The 22,127-nt window shown below is 73.5% G+C and carries 22 protein-coding genes; 6 read left to right on the top strand and 16 right to left on the bottom strand.

Annotation, left to right across the window (positions count from 1 at the left end; all coding sequences use genetic code 11):
• The 4 genes from LV78_RS15805 to LV78_RS15785 all read right to left on the bottom strand — a co-directional run bounded on the left by LV78_RS15805 (window position 1) and on the right by LV78_RS15785 (window position 3,985).
• A complete protein-coding gene (locus tag LV78_RS15805; protein WP_253846034.1) occupies window positions 1–549 on the bottom strand; it encodes a NuoB/complex I 20 kDa subunit family protein in 549 nt (182 codons plus the stop codon).
• Between the two features lie 11 nt (window positions 550–560).
• Window positions 561–926, bottom strand: coding sequence for an NADH-quinone oxidoreductase subunit A (locus LV78_RS15800; RefSeq protein WP_096497191.1), 366 nt, complete (start codon window positions 924–926; stop codon window positions 561–563).
• A gap of 347 nt (window positions 927–1,273) precedes the next feature.
• Window positions 1,274–2,554 carry a geranylgeranyl reductase family protein gene (locus LV78_RS15795; RefSeq protein WP_253846033.1) on the bottom strand — a complete coding sequence of 427 codons (1,281 nt, stop codon included), beginning with the start codon at window positions 2,552–2,554 and terminating at the stop codon, window positions 1,274–1,276.
• 738 nt (window positions 2,555–3,292) lie between these two features.
• Window positions 3,293–3,985, bottom strand: coding sequence for a demethylmenaquinone methyltransferase (locus tag LV78_RS15785; protein WP_253846032.1), 693 nt, complete (start codon window positions 3,983–3,985; stop codon window positions 3,293–3,295).
• Between the two features lie 157 nt (window positions 3,986–4,142).
• Here LV78_RS15785 and LV78_RS15780 point away from each other — a divergent pair, with 157 nt between their 5' ends.
• Entirely contained in the window at window positions 4,143–4,967 is an 825-nt protein-coding gene (locus tag LV78_RS15780) for an inositol monophosphatase family protein (protein ID WP_253846031.1), read from the top strand.
• A 139-nt stretch (window positions 4,968–5,106) separates the two neighbouring features.
• Here LV78_RS15780 and LV78_RS15775 read toward each other — a convergent pair whose 3' ends face one another.
• Genes LV78_RS15775 through LV78_RS15745 form a run of 7 tightly spaced genes read right to left on the bottom strand, consistent with a single transcriptional unit; the run spans window position 5,107 to window position 10,131 of the window.
• Window positions 5,107–5,775 carry a hypothetical protein gene (locus LV78_RS15775; protein ID WP_253846030.1) on the bottom strand — a complete coding sequence of 223 codons (669 nt, stop codon included), beginning with the start codon at window positions 5,773–5,775 and terminating at the stop codon, window positions 5,107–5,109.
• A 17-nt stretch (window positions 5,776–5,792) separates the two neighbouring features.
• Complete coding sequence (locus LV78_RS15770; RefSeq protein WP_253846029.1) at window positions 5,793–6,818, bottom strand: 2Fe-2S iron-sulfur cluster-binding protein; 1,026 nt, start codon at window positions 6,816–6,818, stop codon at window positions 5,793–5,795.
• Window positions 6,819–7,367 (bottom strand): 1,2-phenylacetyl-CoA epoxidase subunit PaaD, encoded by a 549-nt coding sequence (gene paaD, locus LV78_RS15765; protein ID WP_253846028.1) that lies wholly within the window; start codon window positions 7,365–7,367, stop codon window positions 6,819–6,821. It abuts the gene before it with no gap.
• Window positions 7,364–8,317 carry a 1,2-phenylacetyl-CoA epoxidase subunit PaaC gene (gene paaC / locus LV78_RS15760; protein WP_253846027.1) on the bottom strand — a complete coding sequence of 318 codons (954 nt, stop codon included), beginning with the start codon at window positions 8,315–8,317 and terminating at the stop codon, window positions 7,364–7,366. The genes paaD and paaC overlap by 4 nt, the downstream gene beginning before the upstream one ends.
• An 8-nt stretch (window positions 8,318–8,325) precedes the next feature.
• Window positions 8,326–8,616: a 1,2-phenylacetyl-CoA epoxidase subunit PaaB gene (gene paaB, locus LV78_RS15755; RefSeq protein WP_015805366.1), complete on the bottom strand. Its 291-nt coding sequence runs from the start codon at window positions 8,614–8,616 to the stop codon at window positions 8,326–8,328.
• Entirely contained in the window at window positions 8,613–9,548 is a 936-nt protein-coding gene (gene paaA / locus LV78_RS15750; protein WP_253846026.1) for a 1,2-phenylacetyl-CoA epoxidase subunit PaaA, read from the bottom strand. The genes paaB and paaA overlap by 4 nt, the downstream gene beginning before the upstream one ends.
• A gap of 43 nt (window positions 9,549–9,591) precedes the next feature.
• Window positions 9,592–10,131, bottom strand: a complete 540-nt coding sequence (locus LV78_RS15745; protein WP_308208720.1) for a DUF3592 domain-containing protein — start codon at window positions 10,129–10,131, stop codon at window positions 9,592–9,594.
• A 62-nt stretch (window positions 10,132–10,193) separates the two neighbouring features.
• Between LV78_RS15745 and LV78_RS15740 the strand changes: the two genes are divergently transcribed.
• The gene (locus LV78_RS15740; protein ID WP_253846025.1) at window positions 10,194–11,435 is read left to right on the top strand and encodes an isochorismate synthase; all 1,242 of its coding nucleotides are present in this window, start codon (window positions 10,194–10,196) and stop codon (window positions 11,433–11,435) included.
• A gap of 40 nt (window positions 11,436–11,475) precedes the next feature.
• On the opposite strand, the gene LV78_RS15735 is transcribed toward LV78_RS15740, so the two are convergent.
• Window positions 11,476–12,519 (bottom strand): ADP-ribosylglycohydrolase family protein, encoded by a 1,044-nt coding sequence (locus tag LV78_RS15735; RefSeq protein ID WP_253846275.1) that lies wholly within the window; start codon window positions 12,517–12,519, stop codon window positions 11,476–11,478.
• Window positions 12,520–12,580: 61 nt separating this feature from the next.
• Between LV78_RS15735 and cds1 the strand changes: the two genes are divergently transcribed.
• Window positions 12,581–13,660, top strand: a complete 1,080-nt coding sequence (gene cds1 / locus LV78_RS15730; protein ID WP_253846274.1) for an L-cysteine desulfhydrase Cds1 — start codon at window positions 12,581–12,583, stop codon at window positions 13,658–13,660.
• 68 nt (window positions 13,661–13,728) lie between these two features.
• Window positions 13,729–14,127 (top strand): hypothetical protein, encoded by a 399-nt coding sequence (locus tag LV78_RS15725; RefSeq protein WP_253846024.1) that lies wholly within the window; start codon window positions 13,729–13,731, stop codon window positions 14,125–14,127.
• 81 nt (window positions 14,128–14,208) lie between these two features.
• Here LV78_RS15725 and LV78_RS15720 read toward each other — a convergent pair whose 3' ends face one another.
• The 4 genes from LV78_RS15720 to LV78_RS15705 form a co-directional block, all read right to left on the bottom strand.
• A complete protein-coding gene (locus LV78_RS15720; RefSeq protein ID WP_253846023.1) occupies window positions 14,209–15,081 on the bottom strand; it encodes a 1,4-dihydroxy-2-naphthoate polyprenyltransferase in 873 nt (290 codons plus the stop codon).
• Between the two features lie 49 nt (window positions 15,082–15,130).
• On the bottom strand, window positions 15,131–16,324 hold the full coding sequence (locus LV78_RS15715; protein ID WP_253846022.1) for a DUF8814 domain-containing protein: 1,194 nt from the start codon (window positions 16,322–16,324) through the stop codon (window positions 15,131–15,133).
• Between the two features lie 115 nt (window positions 16,325–16,439).
• Window positions 16,440–17,501, bottom strand: a complete 1,062-nt coding sequence (gene menE / locus LV78_RS15710; RefSeq protein WP_253846021.1) for an o-succinylbenzoate--CoA ligase — start codon at window positions 17,499–17,501, stop codon at window positions 16,440–16,442.
• An 84-nt stretch (window positions 17,502–17,585) separates the two neighbouring features.
• Window positions 17,586–18,497: a 1,4-dihydroxy-2-naphthoyl-CoA synthase gene (locus tag LV78_RS15705; RefSeq protein WP_015805376.1), complete on the bottom strand. Its 912-nt coding sequence runs from the start codon at window positions 18,495–18,497 to the stop codon at window positions 17,586–17,588.
• Between the two features lie 311 nt (window positions 18,498–18,808).
• Here LV78_RS15705 and menD point away from each other — a divergent pair, with 311 nt between their 5' ends.
• Together menD and LV78_RS15695 are read left to right on the top strand one after the other, a co-directional pair.
• Entirely contained in the window at window positions 18,809–20,500 is a 1,692-nt protein-coding gene (menD, locus tag LV78_RS15700) for a 2-succinyl-5-enolpyruvyl-6-hydroxy-3-cyclohexene-1-carboxylic-acid synthase (protein WP_253846020.1), read from the top strand.
• A gap of 68 nt (window positions 20,501–20,568) precedes the next feature.
• Window positions 20,569–22,119 carry a M1 family metallopeptidase gene (locus LV78_RS15695; RefSeq protein WP_253846019.1) on the top strand — a complete coding sequence of 517 codons (1,551 nt, stop codon included), beginning with the start codon at window positions 20,569–20,571 and terminating at the stop codon, window positions 22,117–22,119.
• Window positions 22,120–22,127 lie beyond the last annotated feature (8 nt).

The following is a 22,127-nucleotide window of genomic DNA, read 5'->3' as shown; positions in this document are numbered from 1 at the left end:
TCACTTCCTCGCGAACCGCTGGGACGACGGGATGAGCTCCGTCTTGTGGCCGGAGGCGGCCAGCTGCGCGGCGCGTTTGGGCCCGAGGGGCTCGTCCATGATCTTCGCGTGGATCTTGAGGATCGCGTCGATCAGCATCTCGGGGCGGGGAGGGCAGCCGGGCAGGTACATGTCGACCGGGACGATGTGGTCGACGCCCTGCACCACGGCGTAGTTGTTGAACATGCCGCCGGAGGACGCGCACACGCCCATGGCCAGCACCCAGCGCGGCTCGGGCATCTGGTCGTAGATCTGGCGGAGCACCGGCGCCATCTTGTTGGTCACCCGGCCCGCGACGATCATCAGGTCGGCCTGGCGCGGCGAGGCCCTGAAGACCTCCATGCCGAACCGGGCCAGGTCGTAGCGGGGGGCGCCGGTGGTCATCATCTCGATCGCGCAGCACGCCAGGCCGAACGTGGCAGGCCACAGCGAGGACTTCCGGGTCCAGTTGACCAGCTTCTCGACGCTGACCAGCAGGACCCCGCTGGGGAGCTTCTCCTCGAGACCCATCTGAATACCCTTCAGTTCCAGTCGAGCCCGCCGCGTCGCCACACGTACGCGTAGGCGAAGCCGAGGGTCCCGACGAACAGGGCGATCTCCACCAGGCCGAACAGGCCGAGCCGGTCCGCGGAGACCGCGAAGGGGTAGAGGAACACCATCTCGATGTCGAACAGGATGAACAGCATCGCCGTGAGGTAGTAGGCGATCGGCATGCGACCGCCGCCCACGACGGGCTGGGGGGAGGGTTCGATCCCGCACTCGTAGGCGTCCAGCTTGGCGCGGTTGTAGCGGCGAGGTCCGATGTACGGAGCGATCGTCGCCGAGAACAGCGCGAAGGCCGCGGCGAGTGCGAACATCAATACGAGGGGGAGATAGGGCTGGAGCACTCTCCGACGTCCTTTCCTCGCTGTCGCTGTGCAGGCGGAGCCCTGCTCGGTTGGGCACCCTAGGTGCGTTCTGCCGAGCCTTGGAAGTTAGGCGGGCCTAACAATCCGCAGGTCGCTTGTGAAAGCCTTCACAAAGTCTGACAGACAGCTGTGAAGTGATTCACATGACCCGGACCCCAGTCTAGAACTCCCCAGAACGGACGAACAGCCACCCCCAGTAACCTTCGTGACCTGCGAAAACACGCAGGGTAGGCACGCGACAGCGGCGCGGGAAGGCCGAGCTGGTTCGTAGAAAAAGGAAACAGCGCCGATCCGAGAATCGGCGCTGCTTCGTTCGGGTGAGTCGACTAAGCCGTTGGAGCCATCTTCGTCGCCGCCGTGATGATGCGGTCGAAAGCGTCCCCGTCCTTCGGGTCGTATAGCCCAGCGAGGAGCTTCAGCACAAGTTTCATAAGGCCCTTGCGCGGAAGTCCGTACTTGGTCGCGGTGCTCATGATCGTGGGGTTGCCGATGAGCTTGCTGAAGATGTTCCCGAGCCGGTAGTAGCTGCCGAGGGCCTGCTCGATGCGCACCGGGTAGCCGTGCAGCGCGCGCTCCCGGCTGGGGCCGTCGGGCCTGGCCATGGCCTGCACGACGGTCTCCGCGGCGATCTTGGCGGACTCCATCGCGTAGCCGATGCCCTCGCCGTTGAACGGGTTGACCATGCCGCCCGCGTCGCCGACCAGCAGCAACCCGTTGCTGTAGTGCGGCTTGCGGTTCAGGCCCATGGGCAGCGCGGCGCCGCCGATGCGGCTGGTGGCGTTCTCCTCGCGGAAGCCCCACTCCTCCGGCGTGCCGTCCAGCCAGGACTTGAGCAGCGCGCGGTAGTCCGTGGTGCCGTAGGCCTTCGAGGTGCTCAGGATGCCCAGGCCCACGTTGACCGTGCCGTCGCCCATGCCGAAGATCCAGCCGTAGCCGGGGAGCAGCACGTTGTTCTTGCGGTCCCACAGCTCCAGGTGCGACTCCAGGTGGTCGTCCTTGGTGCGCGGGCTCGCGTAGTAGCGGCGCACCGCGACGCCCATCGGCTTCGCGTCGTCCTTCTGCAGGCCCACCGACAGCGCCAGGCGCGCGGACACGCCGTCGCAGGCCAGGACCAGCGGCGCGCGGTAGGTGACCGGCTCCTTGTCCTTGCCGACCTTGGCCGTCACGCCCACCACCCGGCCGCGCTCGACGACCGCGCCGGTGACGTTGTTGTTCTCCTTGAGCCTGGCCCCCGCCTCGACGGCGGCCTTGGCCAGCATGTCGTCGAAGTCCTGCCGGGGCCGCACCACGCCGTAGGGCGGGAACGAGGCCAGCTCGGGCCAGGCCAGCTCCATGGTGACCCCGCCGCCGACCACCCGCAGGCCCTTGTTGTGCAGCCAGCCCGCTTCCTCGCGGGTGTCGATGCCGAGGTCGATCAGCTGCTTGACGCCGCGCGGGGTCAGCCCGTCGCCGCAGACCTTCTCGCGGGGGAAGCTGCCCTTCTCCAGCAGCAGCACGTCAAGGCCTGCCCGCGCCAGGTAGGTGGCGGCGGTCGAGCCCGCGGGACCCGCGCCGACCACGATCACTTCGGCGTCCTCGTCCGCCCTGCGGCGGCTGGGAGTCGTCATCCCCGCTCCTTGTGCACTTGTTCACAAACCAGTGGTCGGGAGTCTACTGACCCTGAATGGGACGAGACCGGACATGACCGGCGCTCGGCGGGCGGCGGGGTGGGTGGGGACGGGGGCGTCCTGGGAGTTACCTGGCAGTTTCCGGCGCGGGTGGCGGCGGGAGGGGCGAGGGGCGCGGGGGTGCCGGTGGCCGAGGAGCGCGGACGGGTCGCGCGGGCGGGCGCGGGGGCGTCGGCGCGGGTGGGGCCGGGTCACGGGGGTGGCGGTGGGTGTGCTGGGCGGGGCGGCGGGGGCGCCGGACGTGGCGTCGGGAGGCCGAAGCCGGACCTCGGAGGTCCGAAGCTCGGGTTTTCCGGTGGCACAGGCCACACTTTTGCCCCTGGGACCTCGGTCCTAGGGGTGTTCAGGATCTTGGTCCCGGATCGCCGGTCGACGGCGGAGTGACGATTTTTGCGGCGTGCGTCACGCTCAGCGATGAGCGGAGGTGGATCGAACCGTTCGGACCGCGCCCGTTGGGCGGGGGCGCGGTCGCCCACGCGCAGGGCTGATACTGCCAACTGTTGACAGTCAACAGTTGGCAGTACGGGTTAGTGATGCCGCGCTTCAGCCGTGCGGTCGTGCGGTGCAGTGCGGCAGTGCTCCGACCGCCGCCCCGCCTGCCCGCCGAACGCCACCCGCCGCTCAGCCTGCCTACCGCTCGCCCACCGCTCGTCTACCGCCTGTCTACCGCTCGCCCCGTCAGTCGAGCGGCTTGACCGCGCGGTGCAGGGCGACCAGTCCGCCGGTCAGGTTGAACCAGGCGACGTCGTCCCACCCGGCTCGGGCGACGATCTCGCCGAGCGCGCGCTGGTCGGGCCAGGTGGCCATCGACTCGGCGAGGTAGTTGTAGGCGACCGGGTTGGACGACACCCGCTTGGCCACCACCGGCAGCACCTTCAGCAGGTGCCGCTTGTACACCGCGCGGAACGGTCCGAAGGTCGGGCTGGACACCTCGCACACCACGAGCCTGCCGCCGGGGCGCACGACCCGCGCCATCTCCCGCAGCGCCGCCTCGGTGTCCTGGAAGTTCCGCAGGCCGAACGAGACCGTGACCGCGTCGAAGGCGCCGTCGCGGAAGGGCAGGTGCAGCGCGTCGGCGGCGACCTTGGGCACCGCCCGCTTGGCCCCGCCGCGCAGCATCCCGATGGAGAAGTCTGCGGCGACGCACCAGGCGCCCGACTCGGCGTACTCGACCGTGGACACCGCGGTGCCCGCGGCCAGGTCCAGCACCTTCTCACCGGGGCGGGCGTCCAGCACCCGCCTGCTCCACTCCCGCCAGCGCCGGTCGAACCCCAGTGTCATGACGGAGTTGGTGCGGTCGTAACCCTCCGCCACGCCGTCGAACATCTCGGCGACCTCGCGGGGGTTCTTGTCCAGACCTGCGCGCGACATGTGTGAAGACTAAGTGACGCGGCGGGGTGTTCTCACCTCGCACGTCACTCTCGGTGGTGTGAACGGCGTCGGAACAGCGCGTGTCGCGCTTGACGTTCGTCGCCGCTTCACCGGGAGGTCGCGTCGCGGACACCAGGAGCCGTGACACTAGGTCGGCATGACGGTCTTGTCGTCCCGCCCGACCCAGCCAGCCGATCCGGGCCTGGTGTCGCTGGCGCTCGAAGTGGCGGGGCGGCTGGCCAACGACGCTTCGGATGTGATCATGGCGACGGCCGGTCGCGGAGCGCGACCGGACGAGGACGCCTCCCCCTTCGACTGGGTGACGGACACCGACCGGACCCTGGAACGGCACACCCGCCGGGTGCTGACCGCCGAGTTCCCGGCGATCCCGGTGTTCTGCGAGGACTCGGCGGGCCCGGTTGCGCCGGACGCGGAGTACCGGTGGGTGGTCGACCCGGTGGACGGCGGCGCGAACTACGTGGCCGGGGTCCCGTGGTGCGCGTACAGCCTGGCGCTGGTCGACCGCTGGGGCCCGGTCGTGGGCGTGGTGGCGGACCCGTACCGGGCGCAGATCTACGCGGCGGCGCGGGGGCGCGGGATGCGCGCGAACGGCACGCCGGTGCGGCTGGGCGACAAGCCGGCGAACGCGATCGTGTGCACCGAGATGACGCGGACGGGCCCGTGGCCGGGGATGGGCGAGTTCATCTCGCGCGCGGCGGGGGCCGGGACGGGCGTGCGGGTGCTGGGCTCGAAGGCGCTGGCCGTGGCGCAGGTGGCACTGGGCCACGCGGCGGCGGCGGTGCTGGACAGCTACCACGAGTGGGACGTGGCGGGGGCGGTGTCCCTGGCCGTCGAGTCGGGCGCGGCGGTCCTCGACCGGCGCGGCGACGACGCGAGGCTGCCGGAGGACGGCCTGCTCGTGGCGGCGCCGGAGGTGGCGGAGGAGGTGCTGGGGTGGTGGCGGTCGTCGATGGCGCGGTGAGCGCGGTCGCGAAAGCTGTTGCACGCACTGCTCCGTTTGCAGTACGCTGGGTTGTGCCGGGCCCAATAGGGCCCGGAAGTGAACCCGGTTTACCAGCCGGACGACTGGTTGCCGGGTTTCGCGCTGTCCAGGCCCCGCTTCACCCCTGCGCCAGGTTCGGCACCTGCTGCTCCAGCATCTCCAGGTGCACCCGCGCCGACGCGAGGTCGGGTTGTTCCACCAACCTCAGCGCCACACGACCGGCCTCGTCCTCGAACGCCGTGAAGTCCTTCACCGCCGCCGCGAGCCGCTGGCTCACCGGGTGGTCCTGGGCGGTCGCCTCCAGGGCACGGCCCAGGTCTGCGATGCGGCGGACGTCGTTCAGCTCGGCCGTGAACTGGCCGACGATGCGGTTCAGCCACTCCGCGCCCGGCGACGGGGGCACGGTCGCCGCTGCGGCGGCCACCCTGCGGACCGACAGCTCGCACCGGCCGACCATCGCGCCCCACCGGTCGGTGGGGCCCGCGTGCGTCGCGGGCACGCCCATCGGGGGCGACGGGGTCGGGAACTGCGGCACCGGCGGCTGCTGGTGGAACGGCGCGGACTGGGGGAACGCGGGTTGGAAGCGGGTCGCGGCGCGCTTGCGGAGCGCCCCGATCAGGGCGCCGATCGCCAGACCCGGCAGACCGCCGAACATCAGGCTCATGGTGAGCAGCGTCAGCACGCCCACCACGCCCCCGGCGGACCACATGTCGTCGACCGCCGCGATCGTGAGCAGCATCACGAGCAGCGACCCCGCCGCCAAACCGCCCAGCACCCAGTTGCGCATCAGCCGATGGTGCCAGATCAAGCGTCGTAGTCGACCCTGATCGGCCCGGACACCGGCATCGACTGGCAGGTCAGCACGAACCCCGCCGCCACCTCGTGCGGTTCCAGGGCGTAGTTCCGGCGCATCTCCACCTCACCCGTCACCAGCTTCGCCCGGCACGTCCCGCACACCCCGCCCCGGCACGCGAACGGCAGGTCGCCGCGCACGTGCTGGGCCGCCTCCAGGACCGGCACGTCGCCGGGCAGCTCCACGGGGGTCTCGCGGCCGTCCAGCACCACCACGCCCGGCACGAAGTCCTCCAGCACCCGCTCCGGCCGGTTCGGCGGGGGTGGCGGCTCGGCGACGTGGAACAGCTCGTGGTGCACGCTGCCCTCCGGCGCGCCCAGGCCCTCCAGCACCTTCCGCGCGTCCTTGACCAGCCCGTGCGGCCCGCACAGCCACCACTGGTCGACGTCCCCGGCGGGCACCACGCCGGTCAGCAGCGCCGACAGCCTGGCCGCGTCCAGCCTGCCGCTGAACAGCTCCACGTCCCTCGGCTCCCGCGACAGCACGTGCACCAGCTGGAACCGCCCCCGGTGCCGGTCCTTCAGGTCGGCCAGCTCGTCCGCGAACATGACCGTGTCGCTGCGCCGGTTGCCGTAGACGAGGCTGACCCGCGCCCCGCGCCCCAGCTCGGTCGCCGCGATCGACAGCGCGGGCGTGATGCCCGACCCGGCCACGACCAGGCCGTGGTGCTCGCCGCCGGACGGGGTGAACCGGCCCTGCGGGGTGCCCACCCGGAACACGTCGCCGACCCGCGCCCGGTCGACCAGCCGCACCGAGAACAGCCCGCCCTCGACCCGCCGCACGCCGATGCGCAGCGGCTCGCCCTCGGCCGCGCAGATCGAGTACGACCGGTGCTCGTCCCCGTCGCGCAGCGCCACGTGCTGCCCGGCCCGGAACGCGTACTCCCCGGCCAGCTCGGGCGGCACGGCGAAGGTGACCGCGACGGCGTCCGCGCACAGCCGCTCGACGGCGGAGACCACCAGGTCGTGGAAGGCCATCTAGATCTCCTTGACGTGCTCGAAGGGCTCCGCGCAGGCCAGGCAGCGGCGCAGCGCCTTGCACGCGGTCGCGCCGAACCGGGACAGCTCCTCGGTGCGGCCCGACCCGCAGCGCGGGCACACCACCCGGCTCGGCGGCGGCGCGAGGTTCAGCGGCACCGGGCCGACCGGGCGCGGGCCGATCCTGGACGGCGGCGCGATGCCCGCCTCGCGCAGCTTGCGCAGGCCCGCCTCGGTGATCCAGTCGGTGGTCCACGCCGGGTGCAGGCTGGTGCGCACCTCGACGTCGGCGAACCCGGCCTCGGTGAGCCCGCGCCGCAGGTCGGCGCCCATCTCGTCCACGGCCGGGCACCCCGAGTAGGTGGGGGTGATGGTGACCAGCACCCGCCCGTCGCGCTCCACGACCTCCCGCAGCACGCCGAGGTCGGCCAGGGTCAGCACGGGCAGCTCGGGGTCGAGCACCGCCGAGGCGACCTCCAGCGCGGACCGGCCGGGCGCGGGCGAACCGGGCGCAGGCGAACCGGGCGCGGACCGGCCTGCCCCGCTCACCAGCGCGCCCCCGGCAGCGACCGGTGCACGTGCTGCATCTCCGCCAGCAGGTACCCCATGACCTCGGTGTGCACCCCGTCCCGCCCGCCCCGACCGGCCACCAGCGCGGCCGGAACCGGATCGGGCCTGGTCAGCCCACCCGCCGCGCACACCGCGTCCAGCACCCCGTCCACCTCGGCGCGCAGCCCGCCGGGGTCGACCGCGACCCCGGCCAGCCGCAGCTCCACCGGGTGCGCGGTGAACAGCTCCTCCAGGTGCGGCCACACCCGCTCAAGCCCGGCTTGCATCCTGCGGTGCGACTCGTCCGTGCCGTCGCCGAGCCGCACGGCCCACTGCGCGGCGTGGTCCCGGTGGTACGCCAGCTCCTTCACCGCCTTGGCCGCGACCGCCGCGAGCACCGGGTCGGCGCTGCCGCGCAGCCGCTCGAACGCCGCCAGCTTCCACGAGGACAGCACGAGCAGCCGGGCGATCGTGGTGGCGAAGTCGCCGCCCGCGAACGGCCCGCACTCGATCTCGGCCAGGTGCACGTTGCGGAACTCGCGCTCGTCGCGCAGGTAGGCCAGCGCGTCCTCGTCCCGCCCGGCGCCCTCGACCTCGCCCGCCCTGGTCAGCAGCAGCCTGGCCTGCCCGAGCAGGTCGAGCGCGATGTTGGCCAGCGCGACGTCCTCCTCCAGCTCGGGCGCGCGCGAGCACCACTGCGCGAGCCGCTGGGACAGCACGAGCGCGTCGTCGCCGAGCATCAGGCAGTAGGCGGCCAGGTCGCCCCGGTCCACCCCGTCCGGCACGTCCCGCCCCACGCCCGCGAGCGGTTCGGCGAAGCCGGTGCCGAACGCCCAGTGCCCGCCACCGCCCCACTCGCCGTCGTCCGCGAGGTCGGCGAGCCCGTGCCCGTCACCTGCGCCGCCCTGCTGACCGACACCGCCCTGCTCACCGGTGCTGCTCTGCTCCACGGCGGGCCTCACAGGTGGGGGACGTCGTCGGGGATGGCGTAGAAGGTCGGGTGCCGGTAGACCTTGTCGCCGCTGGGCGCGAAGAACGGGTCCTTCTCGTCCGGCGAGGACGCGGTGATCGCCTCGGCGGGCACCACCCAGATGGACACGCCCTCGTTGCGCCGGGTGTAGAGGTCGCGGGCGTTGCGCACCGCCAGCTCGGCGTCGGGGGCGTGCAGGGAGCCGACGTGCACGTGGTTGAGCCCGCGCTTGCCCCGCACGAACACCTCCCACAGCGGCCAGGAACCGTCGGAGCTCATGCCGCACCCGCCTCTCGGGCCGCGCGCTTGGCGGCGTGGGCGGTGGCCGCGGCCCGCACCCACTCGCCCTCCTCGTGGGCGGTCCGCCGGTGGGCGACCCGCTGGGCGTTGCACGGCCCGCTCCCGCCGACGACCCGGCGGAACTCGTCCCAGTCCGGGGTCCCGAAGTCGTGGCGCCCGCGCTCGGCGTTCCAGCGCAGCTCGGGGTCGGGCAGGGTGACGCCGAGCTTGTCGGCCTGCGGGACGGTCATGTCCACGAACTTCTGCCGCAGCTCGTCGTTGGTGTTGCGCTTGATCCGCCAGGCGACGGACCGCTCGGTGTTGGCGCTCTCCGCGTCGGGCGGGCCGAACATCATCAGCGACGGCCACCACCAGCGGTCCACCGCGTCCTGGACCATCGACCGCTGCGCGTCGGTGCCGGACATCATCGTGGCCAGCAGCTCGTAGCCCTGCCGCTGGTGGAAGGACTCCTCCTTGCAGACCCGGATCATGGCCCGCGCGTACGGCCCGTACGAGGTCCGGCACAGCGGCACCTGGTTGCAGATGGCGGCGCCGTCCACGAGCCAGCCGATGACGCCCACGTCGGCGAAGGTCAGCGTGGGGTAGTTGAAGATCGAGGAGTACTTCTGCCGACCGGTGATCAGCCGCTCGGTCAGGTCGGCCCGGTCGGCGCCGAGGGTCTCGGCCGCCGCGTAGAGGTAGAGGCCGTGGCCCGCCTCGTCCTGGACCTTGGCCAGCAGGATCGCCTTGCGGCGCAGCGAGGGCGCGCGGCTGATCCAGTTGCCCTCCGGCTGCATCCCGATGATCTCGGAGTGCGCGTGCTGGGCGATCTGCCGCACGAGCGTGCGCCGGTACCCGTCGGGCATCCAGTCCCTGGGCTCGACGCGCTGATCGGCGGCGAGGACGCGCTCGAACTCCGCTTCCAGCTCCATGCAGCCGATTGTTACACGGAACACACCGCGCGGAGAAGAACTGTCACACGCGACGCCGCAGCCACCAGGCGAGCGGTCCGAGCACCGCCCACACGGCGAGCAGGAACGTGCCGACGGGCAGCAGCGCGAGGGTGAACGTGCGGCCCTCGACGCGGGCCAGCTCGGTGTCGTCGGTGTCGTACTCGATCCACACCACCTGACCGGCCTCCAGGCCGTCCGGGTAGAGCACGCCCTGCGCCGGGCTGTGCACCGCGCCGTCCGGGGTGGCGTAGCGCACGACGGTGCGCTGGAAGGACACCGAGACCACCTCGGCGGCGGCCCGGCCGCGCCTGCTCTCGATGGCGTCGTCGTCGCGCCAGCAGGCGGCCACCAGCACCACGCCGACCAGGGTCACCAGGGCGCCCAGCACCAGCACCGACCTGCCGAGCAGCCGCCGGACCGAGCGCCGCCGGACCGAGCGCCGCCGGGTCGAGCGGGGGCGGTCTGCGGGACGACCGCCGGGACGATCGGCGGAGCGGCCCGCGGAACGGCCGTCCGGACGGTCGTCGGCGCGGTCGTCGGAGAGCACTGCGTCGTCCACCACAACGGAGCAGTCTAGGGCCGCCCGGCCGGGGAAACGCGGAACCGAGTCCATACCCTCGAAGGGTGACCTCCGCTCCCCCGTCCAGGACCCGCACCCGCCTGCGCGTGACCACCACCCCGGTCACCGGCCCCGCCTTCCCCGAGGACCTGCTGTCCAGGCTCCCCGACCCCGGTGGCGCGCTGGCGTGGGTGCGCGAGGGCTCCGGTCTGGTCGGCTGGGGCGAGGCCGCGCGGTTCGAGACCTCGGGCGCGGGCCGGTTCGCCGAGGCCGACCGGCTGTGGCGGGAGTTCACCTCGGAGCTGGACGTCGAGGACGCCGTCGGCGTGCCGGGCACGGGCGCGGTGGCGTTCGCGAGCATGGCGTTCGCGGACGAGCCCGGCAGCTCGGTGCTGGTGGTGCCGCAGGTCGTGCTGGGCCGCCGGGGCGAGCACCGCTGGGTGACCACGATCGGTGAGGTGGACGGCGACCCGCTGGAGCGGGCGGTGCGCCCGGTGCGGCGGCCGTCGACCATCCGCTACTCGGACGGCCGGGTGCCGGTGACCCGCTACCGGGAGGCGGTCGCCGAGGCGGTGCGCCGGATGCGGGCGGGCGAGCTGGCGAAGGTGGTCCTGGCGCACGACCTGCTGGCCGTGGCCGACGCGGACATCGACGAGCGGTTCCTGCTCGGCGGGCTGGCCAGGCGGTACCCGGAGTGCTGGGTGTACGCGGTGGACGGGCTGGTCGGGGCGACCCCGGAGCTGCTGCTGCGGCGCACGGGGGAGGTCGTGGACTCGCGGGTGCTGGCGGGCACGACCTGGCCGGGCAGCGGCACCGACGAGGACGCGCTGCTCGCCTCGGGCAAGAACCGCGAGGAGCACGAGTACGCGATCGCGTCGCTGACCGAGGCGCTGCGGCCGTTCTGCGCCGCGCTGTCGGTGGACGGGCCGTCGGTGCTGCGGCTGCCGAACGTGTCGCACCTGTCCAGCGACGTGATCGGCACCCTGCGCGACGACCCGTCGCCGCTGCGGCTGGTGGAGGCGCTGCACCCGACGGCGGCGGTGGGCGGCACGCCGAAGGGCGACGCGGTGCGGTTGATCCGGGAGCTGGAGGGCGCGGACCGCGAGCGCTACGCCGGGCCGGTCGGGTGGATCGACGGGAACGGCGACGGCGAGCTGGGCATCGCGCTGCGCGGGGCGCAGGTCGCGGGGCGGACGGCGCGGCTGCGCGCGGGCTGCGGCGTGGTGGCCGACTCCGACCCGGACACCGAGGTGCGCGAGGCGCACGCCAAGACGCTGCCGATGCGCGAGGCCCTGGAAGGGCTGTAGGCGGCCGAACGGCGTGAGGGCGCGGGGCGCGGGCGAGTGATCAGCCCCAGCCCTGCCCGCCCCACCCGCTGCCCGCGGGCGCGAACGCCTGCTCGGCCTCGGTGCACAGCCACTCCATCATCGCCACCAGCTCCAGCTGCCGCAGCCAGTCCTGCGGGATGGCGTCCACGCCGTCGCGCGCCCCGAGCAGGTTGCCGCACACCGACCCGGTCGAGTCGCTGTCGCCGGAGTGGTTGACCGCGAGCAGCAGCGCCTCCCGCATGTCCTTCCCGGCCAGCGCGGCGGCGAGCCCGATCGCGAGCGCCTCCTCGCCGACCCACCCCGCGCCCAGCTCGCTCTCGATCAGCTCCGGGGTGATCCGCGCCTTGCCGGTGCCGATCCGGATCGCCCGGTCCAGCGCCTCGGCCTGCTCCTCGTGCCCGCGCCACCGCACCAGCTCGGCCCGCGCCCGCTGCGCGGCCCGCACCAGGTCCTTCTCGCCGAGCAGCAGCTGCTGCACCAGCACCGCCATCACCCCGCCGGACAGGTAGCCGCTCGGGTGGCCGTGCGTGTACGCGCCGGTGCGGGCGGCGATCTCGAACACCACCGACGGGTCGTGCGACCACAGCGCGATCGGCGCGGTGCGCATCACCACGCCGCAGCCCTTGGAGTCGTTGAGCGGCCGTTCGAGGCTGCTCGCCCTGCCCTTGCGGGCCGAGCGCAGCGCGGTGAGGCAGGTGTTGCCGGGGGCGCGCAGCGCGTTCATCGCGGGCAGGTCGACCAGCCAGCCGCCCTTGGGCGCCTCCTCGACCATGCCGTCCGGGCGCATCTGCTTGTCCTGGGTGTGCAGCCAGCGCTGGTAGGCGGCCTGGATCGCGAACACCGGGTTCCCGCCGCCGCGCTTGGCCAGCAGCAGGCCCTCCAGGGTGAACAGCAGCATCTGGGTGTCGTCGGTGATCATCCCCGGCGCGCCGTACAGGTCCTCCATTTCGGTCACGCCCTGGGGACCGTGCATCCCCCTGATCTTGTCCATCGGCTTGAACTCGACGGCGGCGCCCAGCGCGTCGCCCACCGCGCCTGCCAGCACGCACCCCACGATCGGCATCACAGGCAGAAAGTAGTCGGTGCGGGCTATCGTGCGCCCCGTGAACAGCTCAACCGACTCGGTGGACCGCTGCTGCGGCAGCACCAGGGACTGGGTGTGCTCGGCGGTCGGCATCATCGAGGCCGACGCCAACCGCAGCGCCGACACCCACCTCCTGCCGTTCCCGCTGCCCCCGTCGTGGGGCGTCGACCTGTACCTGAAGGACGAGTCGACGCACCCCACCGGCTCGCTGAAGCACCGGCTGGCCAGGTCGCTGTTCCTGTACGCCATCTGCAACGGCTGGGTGGTCGAGGGCACACCGGTGATCGAGGCCTCCTCCGGGTCCACGGCGGTGTCCGAGGCGTACTTCGCCCGGATGCTCGGGCTGCCGTTCATCGCGGTGATGCCCCGGTCGACCAGCAAGGAGAAGGTGGCGCTGATCGAGCGCCAGGGCGGGCGCTGCCACTTCGTGGACTCCCCCGGCGCGATCTACGACGAGTCCCGCAGGCTCGCCACCGAGCTGGGCGGGCACTTCATGGACCAGTTCACGCACGCCGAGCGGGCCACGGACTGGCGGGGCAACAACAACATCGCCGAGTCGGTGTTCCAGCAGATGGCGCTGGAGCCGCACCCGGAGCCGGAGTGGGTGGTGGTCGGCGCGGGCACCGGCGGCACCAGCGCCACCATCGGCCGGTACGTGCACTACCGGCGGCTGCGCACGAAGCTGGCCGTGGTCGACCCGGAGCACTCGGTGTTCTTCGACGCGTGGCGCGACAACGACCCGGACCTGGTCGGCACGCGCGGATCGCGGATCGAGGGCATCGGCAGGCCGCGCGTGGAGCCGTCGTTCGTCGGGCAGGTCATCGACCGGATGATCAAGGTGCCGGACGCGGCGTCGATCGCGGTGGTGCGGCACGTCGAGGAGGTGCTGGGCAGGCGGGTCGGCGGGTCGACCGGCACGAACCTGTGGGGCGCGTTCCAGCTGATCGCGCAGATGCTCGCGGACGGGCGGAAGGGCAGCGTGGTGACGCTGCTGTGCGACGGCGGCGAGCGGTACGCGAACACCTACTACGACGACGAGTGGGTGGCCGGGCAGGGCATGGACCTGGCCCCGCACCTGGAGACCCTGGTGCGCTTCCGGTCCACCGGGACGTGGTCCTGAAGCTGGGAACTGATCGTCCGTTCAGCACGTCGGATGCGGAAGTTGTCCACAGTCGGGAGGGGGACCGGGTGAGCGGGTGGCGGACGCCGGACGTGGTGACGGCGGAGGACGTGTTCGCCCGGTCGATCGCCGAGGCGGAGCGGGTCGCGCGCGAGGCCGCGAAGGCCCGGCCGGAGCGGGAGCCGTCGGCCGAGGACATCAAGCGGGTCATCGCCTACGCGAAGTCCCCCGAGGCCTCGCCCGAGCTGCGCGCGCTCCAGGACCGGATCGCGCGCGGCGCGCTGAGCTGGCGCGAGGTGCTCACCGGCGAGGCGTCGGCGGACCGGGGCGTGCGGGCCGCGTTCGAGGTCGAGCGGGAGAAGCTGGCCGAGCTGTGCGTCGGCGAGCGGCGCCCGCCCGCGCCGCCGAAGCGCGCCCCGCGCGACGACGACGACGCGCCCACCTCGTTCACCGAGGACGCCTGGTAGACCGAGGACGCCAGGTGGGCCGAGGACGCCCGGCAGCCGGAGCGCCCGGCGGCGGGAGCAGGCGGGTCGGGCGCGCGGGCCTCAGCCGAGGACCAGCGCGCCCGCCGTCGCGACCGCCCACAGCAGCATCGCCAGCCCGGTGTCCCGCAGCACCGGGATCAGCGCCTTGCCCTTGTCGCCCTTGAGCACCCGGCGCGCGCCGAGCGCGGCCAGCGGCAGCGACAGGAAGCCGAGCAGGGCCAGCGGCTCGCGCACCCCGTTCGCCGCCGTGATCACGAACGGCACGACGACCAGCGCGAGGTACAGGTAGCGGGTGTCCCGGTCGCCCAGGGTGGTCGCCATGGTGCGCTTGCCCGCCTGGAGGTCGGTGGGGATGTCCCGGAGCGTGTTCGCGACCATCACGGCGGTGGAGAACGCGCCCATCGCGACCGAGCCGCCGATGCCGATGCCGGTGATCTCGCCCGCCTGCACGTACAGCGTGCCCAGCACGGCGGCGGGCCCGAAGAACAGGAACACGGCCAGCTCGCCGAGGCCCGCGTACCCGTAGGGCTTCTTGCCGCCGGTGTAGAACCAGGCGCCCGCGATGCACACCGCGCCGAACCCGATCAGCCACCAGTACCCGGACAGCGCCACCAGGGCGAGGCCCGCGAGCGCGCCGACGCCGAGCGCCGCGAACGCCGCGTTCCGCACCGCCTTCGGCCGCGCCGCGCCCGACCCGACCAGCCGGAACGGGCCGACCCGGTTGGCGTCGGTTCCCCGGATGCCGTCCGAGTAGTCGTTGGCGAAGTTCACCCCGACCTGGAACGCCATCGACACGAGCAGCGCCAGCAGGGTCCGCACCGCGTCGAACGCGTCGATGTGGAAGGCCGCTCCCGCGCCCACCAGCACGGGAGCGATCGAGTTGGGCAGCGTGCGCGGACGGGTGCCCGAGATCCACTGGGCGAGGGTGGCCATGCGCGCAATCCTCCGACATGGCGGCGGGCGGCCCGCTGCCAGGTCCTTCTCAGCAGAGCTTGGCGCCCACGACGCCGGTGACGTAGGCCTTGGCGACGTACTTGCCGGTGGCGATCCGGTACCACAGGTTCGAGGTGCCCTCGGGGCCGGTGACGCTCTGCCCCCTGAGCTGGCAGAGCACCCTGACCTGCGCGTAGTCCGCCGCGATGCCGACCTGGGGCGCGGTCGCGGACGCCGCGCCGCGCACGTTGAGCGGGCCGTCGCCGCCCGTGCGCACGTAGCCGGTCAGGCCGGAGGCGGTCCACAGGTAGGAGACCGTGACCCAGTCGTTGTCGGAGAGCTTGAGGCCGTCCCAGAACACGCCGTCGGCCAGGTCGACGCCCGCCGGGTTGACCACCCTGCGGTCGAACTGGTCCTTGCCGCCGTTGTAGCCGTTCAGGTAGGCCGCCTGGGCCTGCGGGGTGCCCTGCGGCAGGTCCTTCCAGGACTCGCGGGTGGCGGGCGGGTTCCAGTAGTCGTCCTTGGTGTTCCACGGGCCGACGTCCCACACCGGGGCCCACTCGCAGCGGCCGTTGTCCGCGCAGACCTGGACCGTGTACGAGCCGGTGCCCTTGGGCGAGAGGCCGCGCCGCGAGGGCAGGGCGACGAAGTGGTCCCGCTCGGTGATCACGTGGCCGTTGGCGGTGGTGCCGCCGACCAGGCCCTCCCTGGTGGCGAACACCCGGTACGTGGTGCCGTTCACGACGCCGCGCGCGTCGTCCTGCGCGGCCCTGGCGGCGGTGGTGTCGGGGACCAGGCGGACCGAGCGCACCTCCGGACCGGTGGTCGCGGCGCCCCCGGCGCCCCCGGTGGTGAGCGCGACCCTGGCCTGCGCGGTGCGCGCGCCGGGCGGCAGCGCGGCCCCGGCGGGCAGCCACTCCCCCCACGCGCCGTCACCGGCGGCCACCCGGACGTCCACCTGGACCGCGCTCCCCTCCGGCGCGGAGCCGTCCACCTCGGCGGCCACCGCCGCCACCGGTCCGGCCAGCTCGCGCGGGGCCAGCAGCAGGTAGCCCTCGCGGGCGCCGGGCGCGAGCCGCAGCACCCCGCCGCCCGCCGCGACGCCCACGTCGTCGCCGTCCACGGCGGTCAGGTCGGCGGTCCACGGCTCCACCGGCGCGGGTTCGGCGAGCGCCCGCGCCGGGACGGCGAGGGCGGTCAGCAGGGTGGCCGCGACGAGCGGCGCGAGGCGAGGCCTGGGCATTCGGGTCCTCCTCGGGGCTCACGGCGAGCGCGCCGGTTGGTGCGCGCCCGACCCCCTGGAGGGGAACCCCGACCGGCCGAGGCGGCAACCGGAGATCCCCGCCCACCCGAGGAGATCACCCGATGGTGGCCAGCAGCTTCGCGACCTCGACCCGGTCGACCTTGCCGGGGCCGCGCAGCGGCAGCGCGGGCAGGAACACGACCCGCTTGGGCGCGGACACCCGCCCCGCGCTCTCCCGCACGGCCGCGATGAGCGCGTTCGGGTCGGGCGGCTCGGCGCCGGGCGCGAGCACCACGGCCGCCGCGACCACCTGCCCCCACTCCTGGTCGGGCAGCCCGACCACGCACGCCTCCAGCACCCCCTGCTGCGCCGCCAGCACCCGCTCCACCAGCACCGGGGGCACGTTCTCCCCGCCGCTGACGATCACGTCGTCGGCCCGGCCGAGCACTTCGAGCAGGTCGCCGTCGAACCGCCCGAGGTCGCCGGTGCGGAACCACTCGCCGAACCGCTCGCCGCCCCGGTAGCCGAGCGCGAGCACCGGCCCGGACAGCTCGACGCGCCCGTCGTCGGCCAGCCGCACCCCGACCCCGTCCAGCGCGGCCCCGTCGTAGACGCAGCCGCCGGAGGTCTCGCTCATGCCGTAGGTGGTGACCACCGCGACGCCGAGCCCGCGCGCCTTCTCCAGCAGCGCGGGCGGGGTGGCGGCGCCGCCGATCAGCACGCCGTCGTACCGGCGCAGCGCGGACAGGCCGGGCCCGTCCCCGGCGACGAGCCTGGCCAGCTGGGTCGGCACGAGCGCGGTGTAGTGCCTGCCGGGGACGTCGAGCAGGTCGGCGGAGGCGGCGGCGAACCCGGCCGCGCGGAACCCGCTGGCCATGTCCAGCACGACCGGCTCGGTGCCCGCCACGACCGAGCGGACCAGCACCTGCATCCCCGCGATGTGCCCGGTGGGCAGCGCGAGCAGCCAGGTGCCCGGCCCGCCGAGCCGCTCGTGGGTCAGCTCGGCCGACGCGGTGAGCGCCGACGCGGCCACCAGCACCTCCTTGGCGTCCCCGGTCGAGCCGGAGGTGAGCACGGCGAGCGCCGCCTCCCGCTCCCAGCCGACCAGCTCGGCGCGGTCGACGCCCAGCGCCGCCTCGCCCGCGAACGCCGCGCGGACCTCGTCCAGCGCCGTCATGGGACCTCCTCGGCCGGTTCGCCCCGCTCGGCGGGGGGGTGTGCTCGGTGGTGGTTCGACCTGCTTAGTGGCGGTAAGGGCTGCTCAGTAGTGGTACGGGTAGTCCGACCAGTCGGGGTCGCGCTTCTCCAGGAACGCGTCGCGGCCCTCGACGGCCTCGTCGGTCATGTAGGCGAGCCGGGTGGTCTCGCCCGCGAACAGCTGCTGCCCGACCAGGCCGTCGTCGATCAGGTTGAACGCGTACTTGAGCATCCGCTGGGCGGTCGGCGACTTGCCGTTGACCTCCTTGGCCCACTGCAGCGCGGTGGACTCCAGCTCGGCGTGCGGCACGACCGCGTTGACCGCGCCCATCTCGCGCATCTCGGCGGCGCTGTAGGCCCGGCCGAGGAAGAAGATCTCGCGCGCGAACTTCTGGCCGACCTGCCTGGCCAGGTAGGCGCTGCCGTAGCCGCCGTCGAAGCTGCCGACGTCGGCGTCGGTCTGCTTGAACCGGGCGTGCTCCTCGCTGGCGATCGTCAGGTCGCACACCACGTGCAGGCTGTGCCCGCCGCCCGCAGCCCAGCCGGGCACCACGGCGATCACCACCTTGGGCATGAACCGGATCAGCCGCTGGCACTCCAGGATGTGCAGCCTGCCCGCGCGGGCCGGGTCGACGGTGTCGGCGGTCTCGCCGGACGCGTACTGGTAGCCGCTGCGGCCCCGGATGCGCTGGTCGCCGCCGGAGCAGAACGCCCAGCCGCCGTCGCGCGCCGACGGCCCGTTGCCGGTGAGCAGCACGCAGCCGACGTCGGAGCTCATCCTGGCGTGGTCGAGCGCGCGGTACAGCTCGTCGACGGTGTGCGGGCGGAAGGCGTTGCGCACCTCGGGCCGGTTGAACGCGATCCGCACGGTGCCCTGGTCGACGGCGCGGTGGTAGGTGATGTCGGTGAAGTCGAACCCCTCCACCGGCTTCCAGCGGGTCGGGTCGAACAGCTCGGAAACAACCTGGTCTGCCACGTGGGCGACTTTATGTGCTCGTCCACCGGGACGGCGGGCGAGCCCCCACCGGCCGGTCCGCTGCGCCGATCGTCCGCACCGGCGCTGAGATCCGCGACACGCGCCGGTTCCGCGACCCGCCCGTTCCCGACCGGTCGCGGGCCCGCGCGGGTGGCGGGGGACGATCGCCCGCGCGGCCCCTGAGCTGCCCTTGCCCGCCCGGCGGGGAATCCCCGGACAACCGTCCTGAGCTGCCACGACACCCGCCCGCCCGGTCCGCCCCCGACTCGGCCCGGCGTTCGACCGCTCCCCGGCTGGGCGACAATGACCGGGTGAACCCGTCCACCGCTCAGGCGAGGGTGCTCGTCGACGAACTCGTCCGGAACGGCGTCCGGCACGTCGTGCTGAGCCCCGGATCGCGCAACGCCCCGCTGTCGTTCGCGCTGCACGACGCGGCGGTGGCCGGGCGGCTGGAGCTGCACGTGCGGATCGACGAGCGCAGCGCGGGCTTCCTCGCGCTGGGCCTGGCGCTCGCGGGCACACCCGTCGCGGTGACCTGCACGTCCGGCACAGCCGTGGCGAACCTGCACCCGGCCGTGCTGGAGGCCGCGCACTCGGGCGTGCCGCTGATCGCGCTGACCGCCGACCGCCCCGTCGAGCTGCACCGGGCGGGCGCGAGCCAGACCGTGCGGCAGGACGGCGCGCTCGGCCTGGAGACGCTGCACCTGCCGGTGGCCGAGCGGCGCGCCGGGCAGAACGCGCTGTGGCGCTCGCTGGTGTGCCGGGCGGTCGCGGCGGCGCGGGACGGCGGGCCGGTGCACCTGAACGTGCCGTTCCGCGACCCGCTGACGCCCGAGGGCGGCGACTGGGTGGAGCCGCTGGAGGGCCGCCCGTTCGACCAGCCGTGGACGCGGACCGCGCCGCGCTCGGTGACCGCGCCGCACCCGGCCGACCACCTGGGACCGCGCACGCTGGTGGTGCTGGGGGACGCGGCGGTGAGTGCACGCGGGGCGCTCTTCCCCGCGGGCACTCAGGCCCCTGCTTGTGAAAATGTCACCGACGTGGAGGCGGTGTGCGACCTGGCGGCCCGCGCGGGCTGGCCGGTGGTCGCCGAGCCGACCGCGCCCGGTCGCACCGTGCAGCACGGGTCGCTGCTGCTCAACGCCGGTCCGCTGCCCGAGCGGCTGCGTCCGGACGCGGTCGTGGTGGTGGGGCGCGCGACCCTGTCCAGGGGCGTGCAGGCGCTGCTGGGGTCGACGCCGGTGGTGCACGTGGTGACGGCCGCGTCGGACTGGCCGGACCCGAAGTTCTCCGCGACGCACGTGTCGGCCTCGCTCGCGCCGGGCGCGCACGAGGTGGACGACGACTGGCTGACCGCGTGGCGGCACGCCGACAAGGTGGCGGGCGAGGTGGTGGCCGCGCTGCTGGCGGACGAGCCGTGGCCGACCGGGATGCACGTGGCGCGCGCGGTCGTGGAGGCGCTGCCGCCGGGGTCCGCGCTGTTCCTGGGCTCGTCGAACCCGGTGCGCGACGTGGACTTCGCCGCGCCGCCGCGCCAGGACGCGGTGGTGCGCGCCAACCGGGGCGTCGCGGGCATCGACGGTAGCGTGTCGACCGCGATCGGGCTGGCGCTGGAGTGCGGGCCGACGACGGCGCTGATGGGCGACCTGACGTTCCTGCACGACTCGAACGGCCTGCTGATCGGCCCGCACGAGCGGCGGCCGGACCTGACCGTGGTGGTGCTCAACGACGACGGCGGCGGCATCTTCGCGCTGCTGGAGCAGGGCGCGCCGGAGCACGCGGACAGCTTCGAGCGGGTCTTCGGCACCCCGCACGGCACCGACCTGGCGGCGCTGTGCGCGGCGCACGGGGTGCCGCACGTGCTCGCCGGGTCGGCCGAGGAGCTGCGGTCGGAGATCACCCGTCCGAGCGGTATCAGGGTGGTGGAAATCCGCGCCGAGCGCGCCGGGTTGCGCGAACTGCACAAAAGGTTGAAAACGGCGGTGTCAAGCGCGGTCCAGTAGTCGGAAAGAGCGCGGAAAACCTCCGCACGGCGGATTCCGGATTTCCGCGCGGTCGTTAGCTTCGCCGCATGTCCCTGAAAGCGAAGCTCACCACCGGCGTCGCGCTCGCGTCGTCGCTGCTGCTGCTCAGCGGGGTCGCCGGTGCGGCGGCTCCGGGCGCTCCGGGCATCGGAGACCCGTACTTCCCGAAAGCCGGGAACGGCGGGTACGACGTGTCGCACTACGACATCAGGCTGAACTACGAACCGGCGGGCGACCGGCTCTCCGGCACCACGACGATCCTGGCGCGGACCACCGAGGAGCTGTCCGCGTTCAACCTCGACTTCCTGCTGGACGTCAGTTCCGTCCGGGTGAACAACCGGGTGGCCGCGCACTCCGGGACGCCCGACGGCGAGCTGACCGTGGTGCCGGGCGGCGTGCTCCCGGCGGGGGCCGAGCTGACCATCGTGGTGGCGTACTCGGACGTCCCGTCGCGGCACGCCGTCGACGGCTTCACCGGGTGGAAGCGCACCCCGGACGGCGCGCTCGCGATCGACCAGCCGGACATCGCGCCGTGGTGGTTCCCGAGCAACAACCACCCGAGGGACAAGGCGACGTTCGACGTGTCGGTAGCCGTGCCCGACGGGGTCGAGGTGCTGTCGAACGGGCTGTTCCAGGGCACGGTCAAGCAGATCAACGGCTGGACGCGGTGGCGGTGGCGCGAGCTGGAGCCGCAGGCCACGTACCTGGCGTTCGTCGCGATCGGGCAGTTCGAGGTGCGGCAGTCGGTCGCGCCGAGCGGGCAGGCGTCGGTGACGGCGTACTCGGAGCGGCTGGGCGCGGACGGTCCGGCGGCGCGGGCGAGCGTGGAGCGCACGCCGGAGGTCGTGGAGTTCCTGGAGGGCAGCTTCGGGCCGTACCCGTTCACCGGTGTGGGCGGGGTCGTCGCGCCGGGGATCGGGTTCGCGCTGGAGAACCAGACGAGGCCGACCTACGACGGCGGGTTCTTCCGGCGCGGGTCGAACACGTACGTGGTGGCGCACGAGATCGCGCACCAGTGGTTCGGGGACTCGGTGTCGGTGCGCGGGTGGCGGGACATCTGGTTGAACGAGGGGTTCGCCAGCTACGCGGAGTTCCTGTGGTCGGAGCACACCGGGGAGGGGACGGCGGCGGAGAACGCCGAGTACCTGTACGGGCTGCACCCGGCGGGCGACCCGTTCTGGACGGTGCTGCCGGGCGAGCCGGGCGCGGGCGCGATCTTCGACGGGGCGGTGTACGACCGGGGCGCGATGGCGGTGCACGCGGTGCGGACGGCGGTGGGGTACGAGGCGTTCTTCGCGGTGCTGAAGCGGTGGACGGCGCAGGAGCGGTTCGGGGACGCGACGATCGAGGACTTCCAGGCGCTGGCGGAGTCGGTGTCGGGGGTGGACCTGGACGAGGTGCTGCGGGTGTGGCTGTTCACGCCGGAGAAGCCCGCGACCGGGCCGGGCGCTGCGGGGTACGCGGCGGATTCGGCCGGGTCGGCTGACGCGGCCGGTGCGGCGGAGTCGACCGGGTCGGCTGGTGCTCGGGTCGTCGCCGAGCCGAAGTCGCGCCAGAAGATCGCGGAGACGCACGCGCTGCTCGCGCGCGGCGAGTGACCTGACGG

The sequence above is a fragment of the Actinosynnema pretiosum genome (genome assembly GCF_024171695.1).
In the GTDB taxonomy this organism is placed as follows: Bacteria; Actinomycetota; Actinomycetes; order Mycobacteriales; family Pseudonocardiaceae; genus Actinosynnema; species Actinosynnema pretiosum.
The sequence above is the reverse complement of the archived record's forward strand: the minus strand, read 5'-3'. Positions and strand labels throughout refer to the sequence as shown.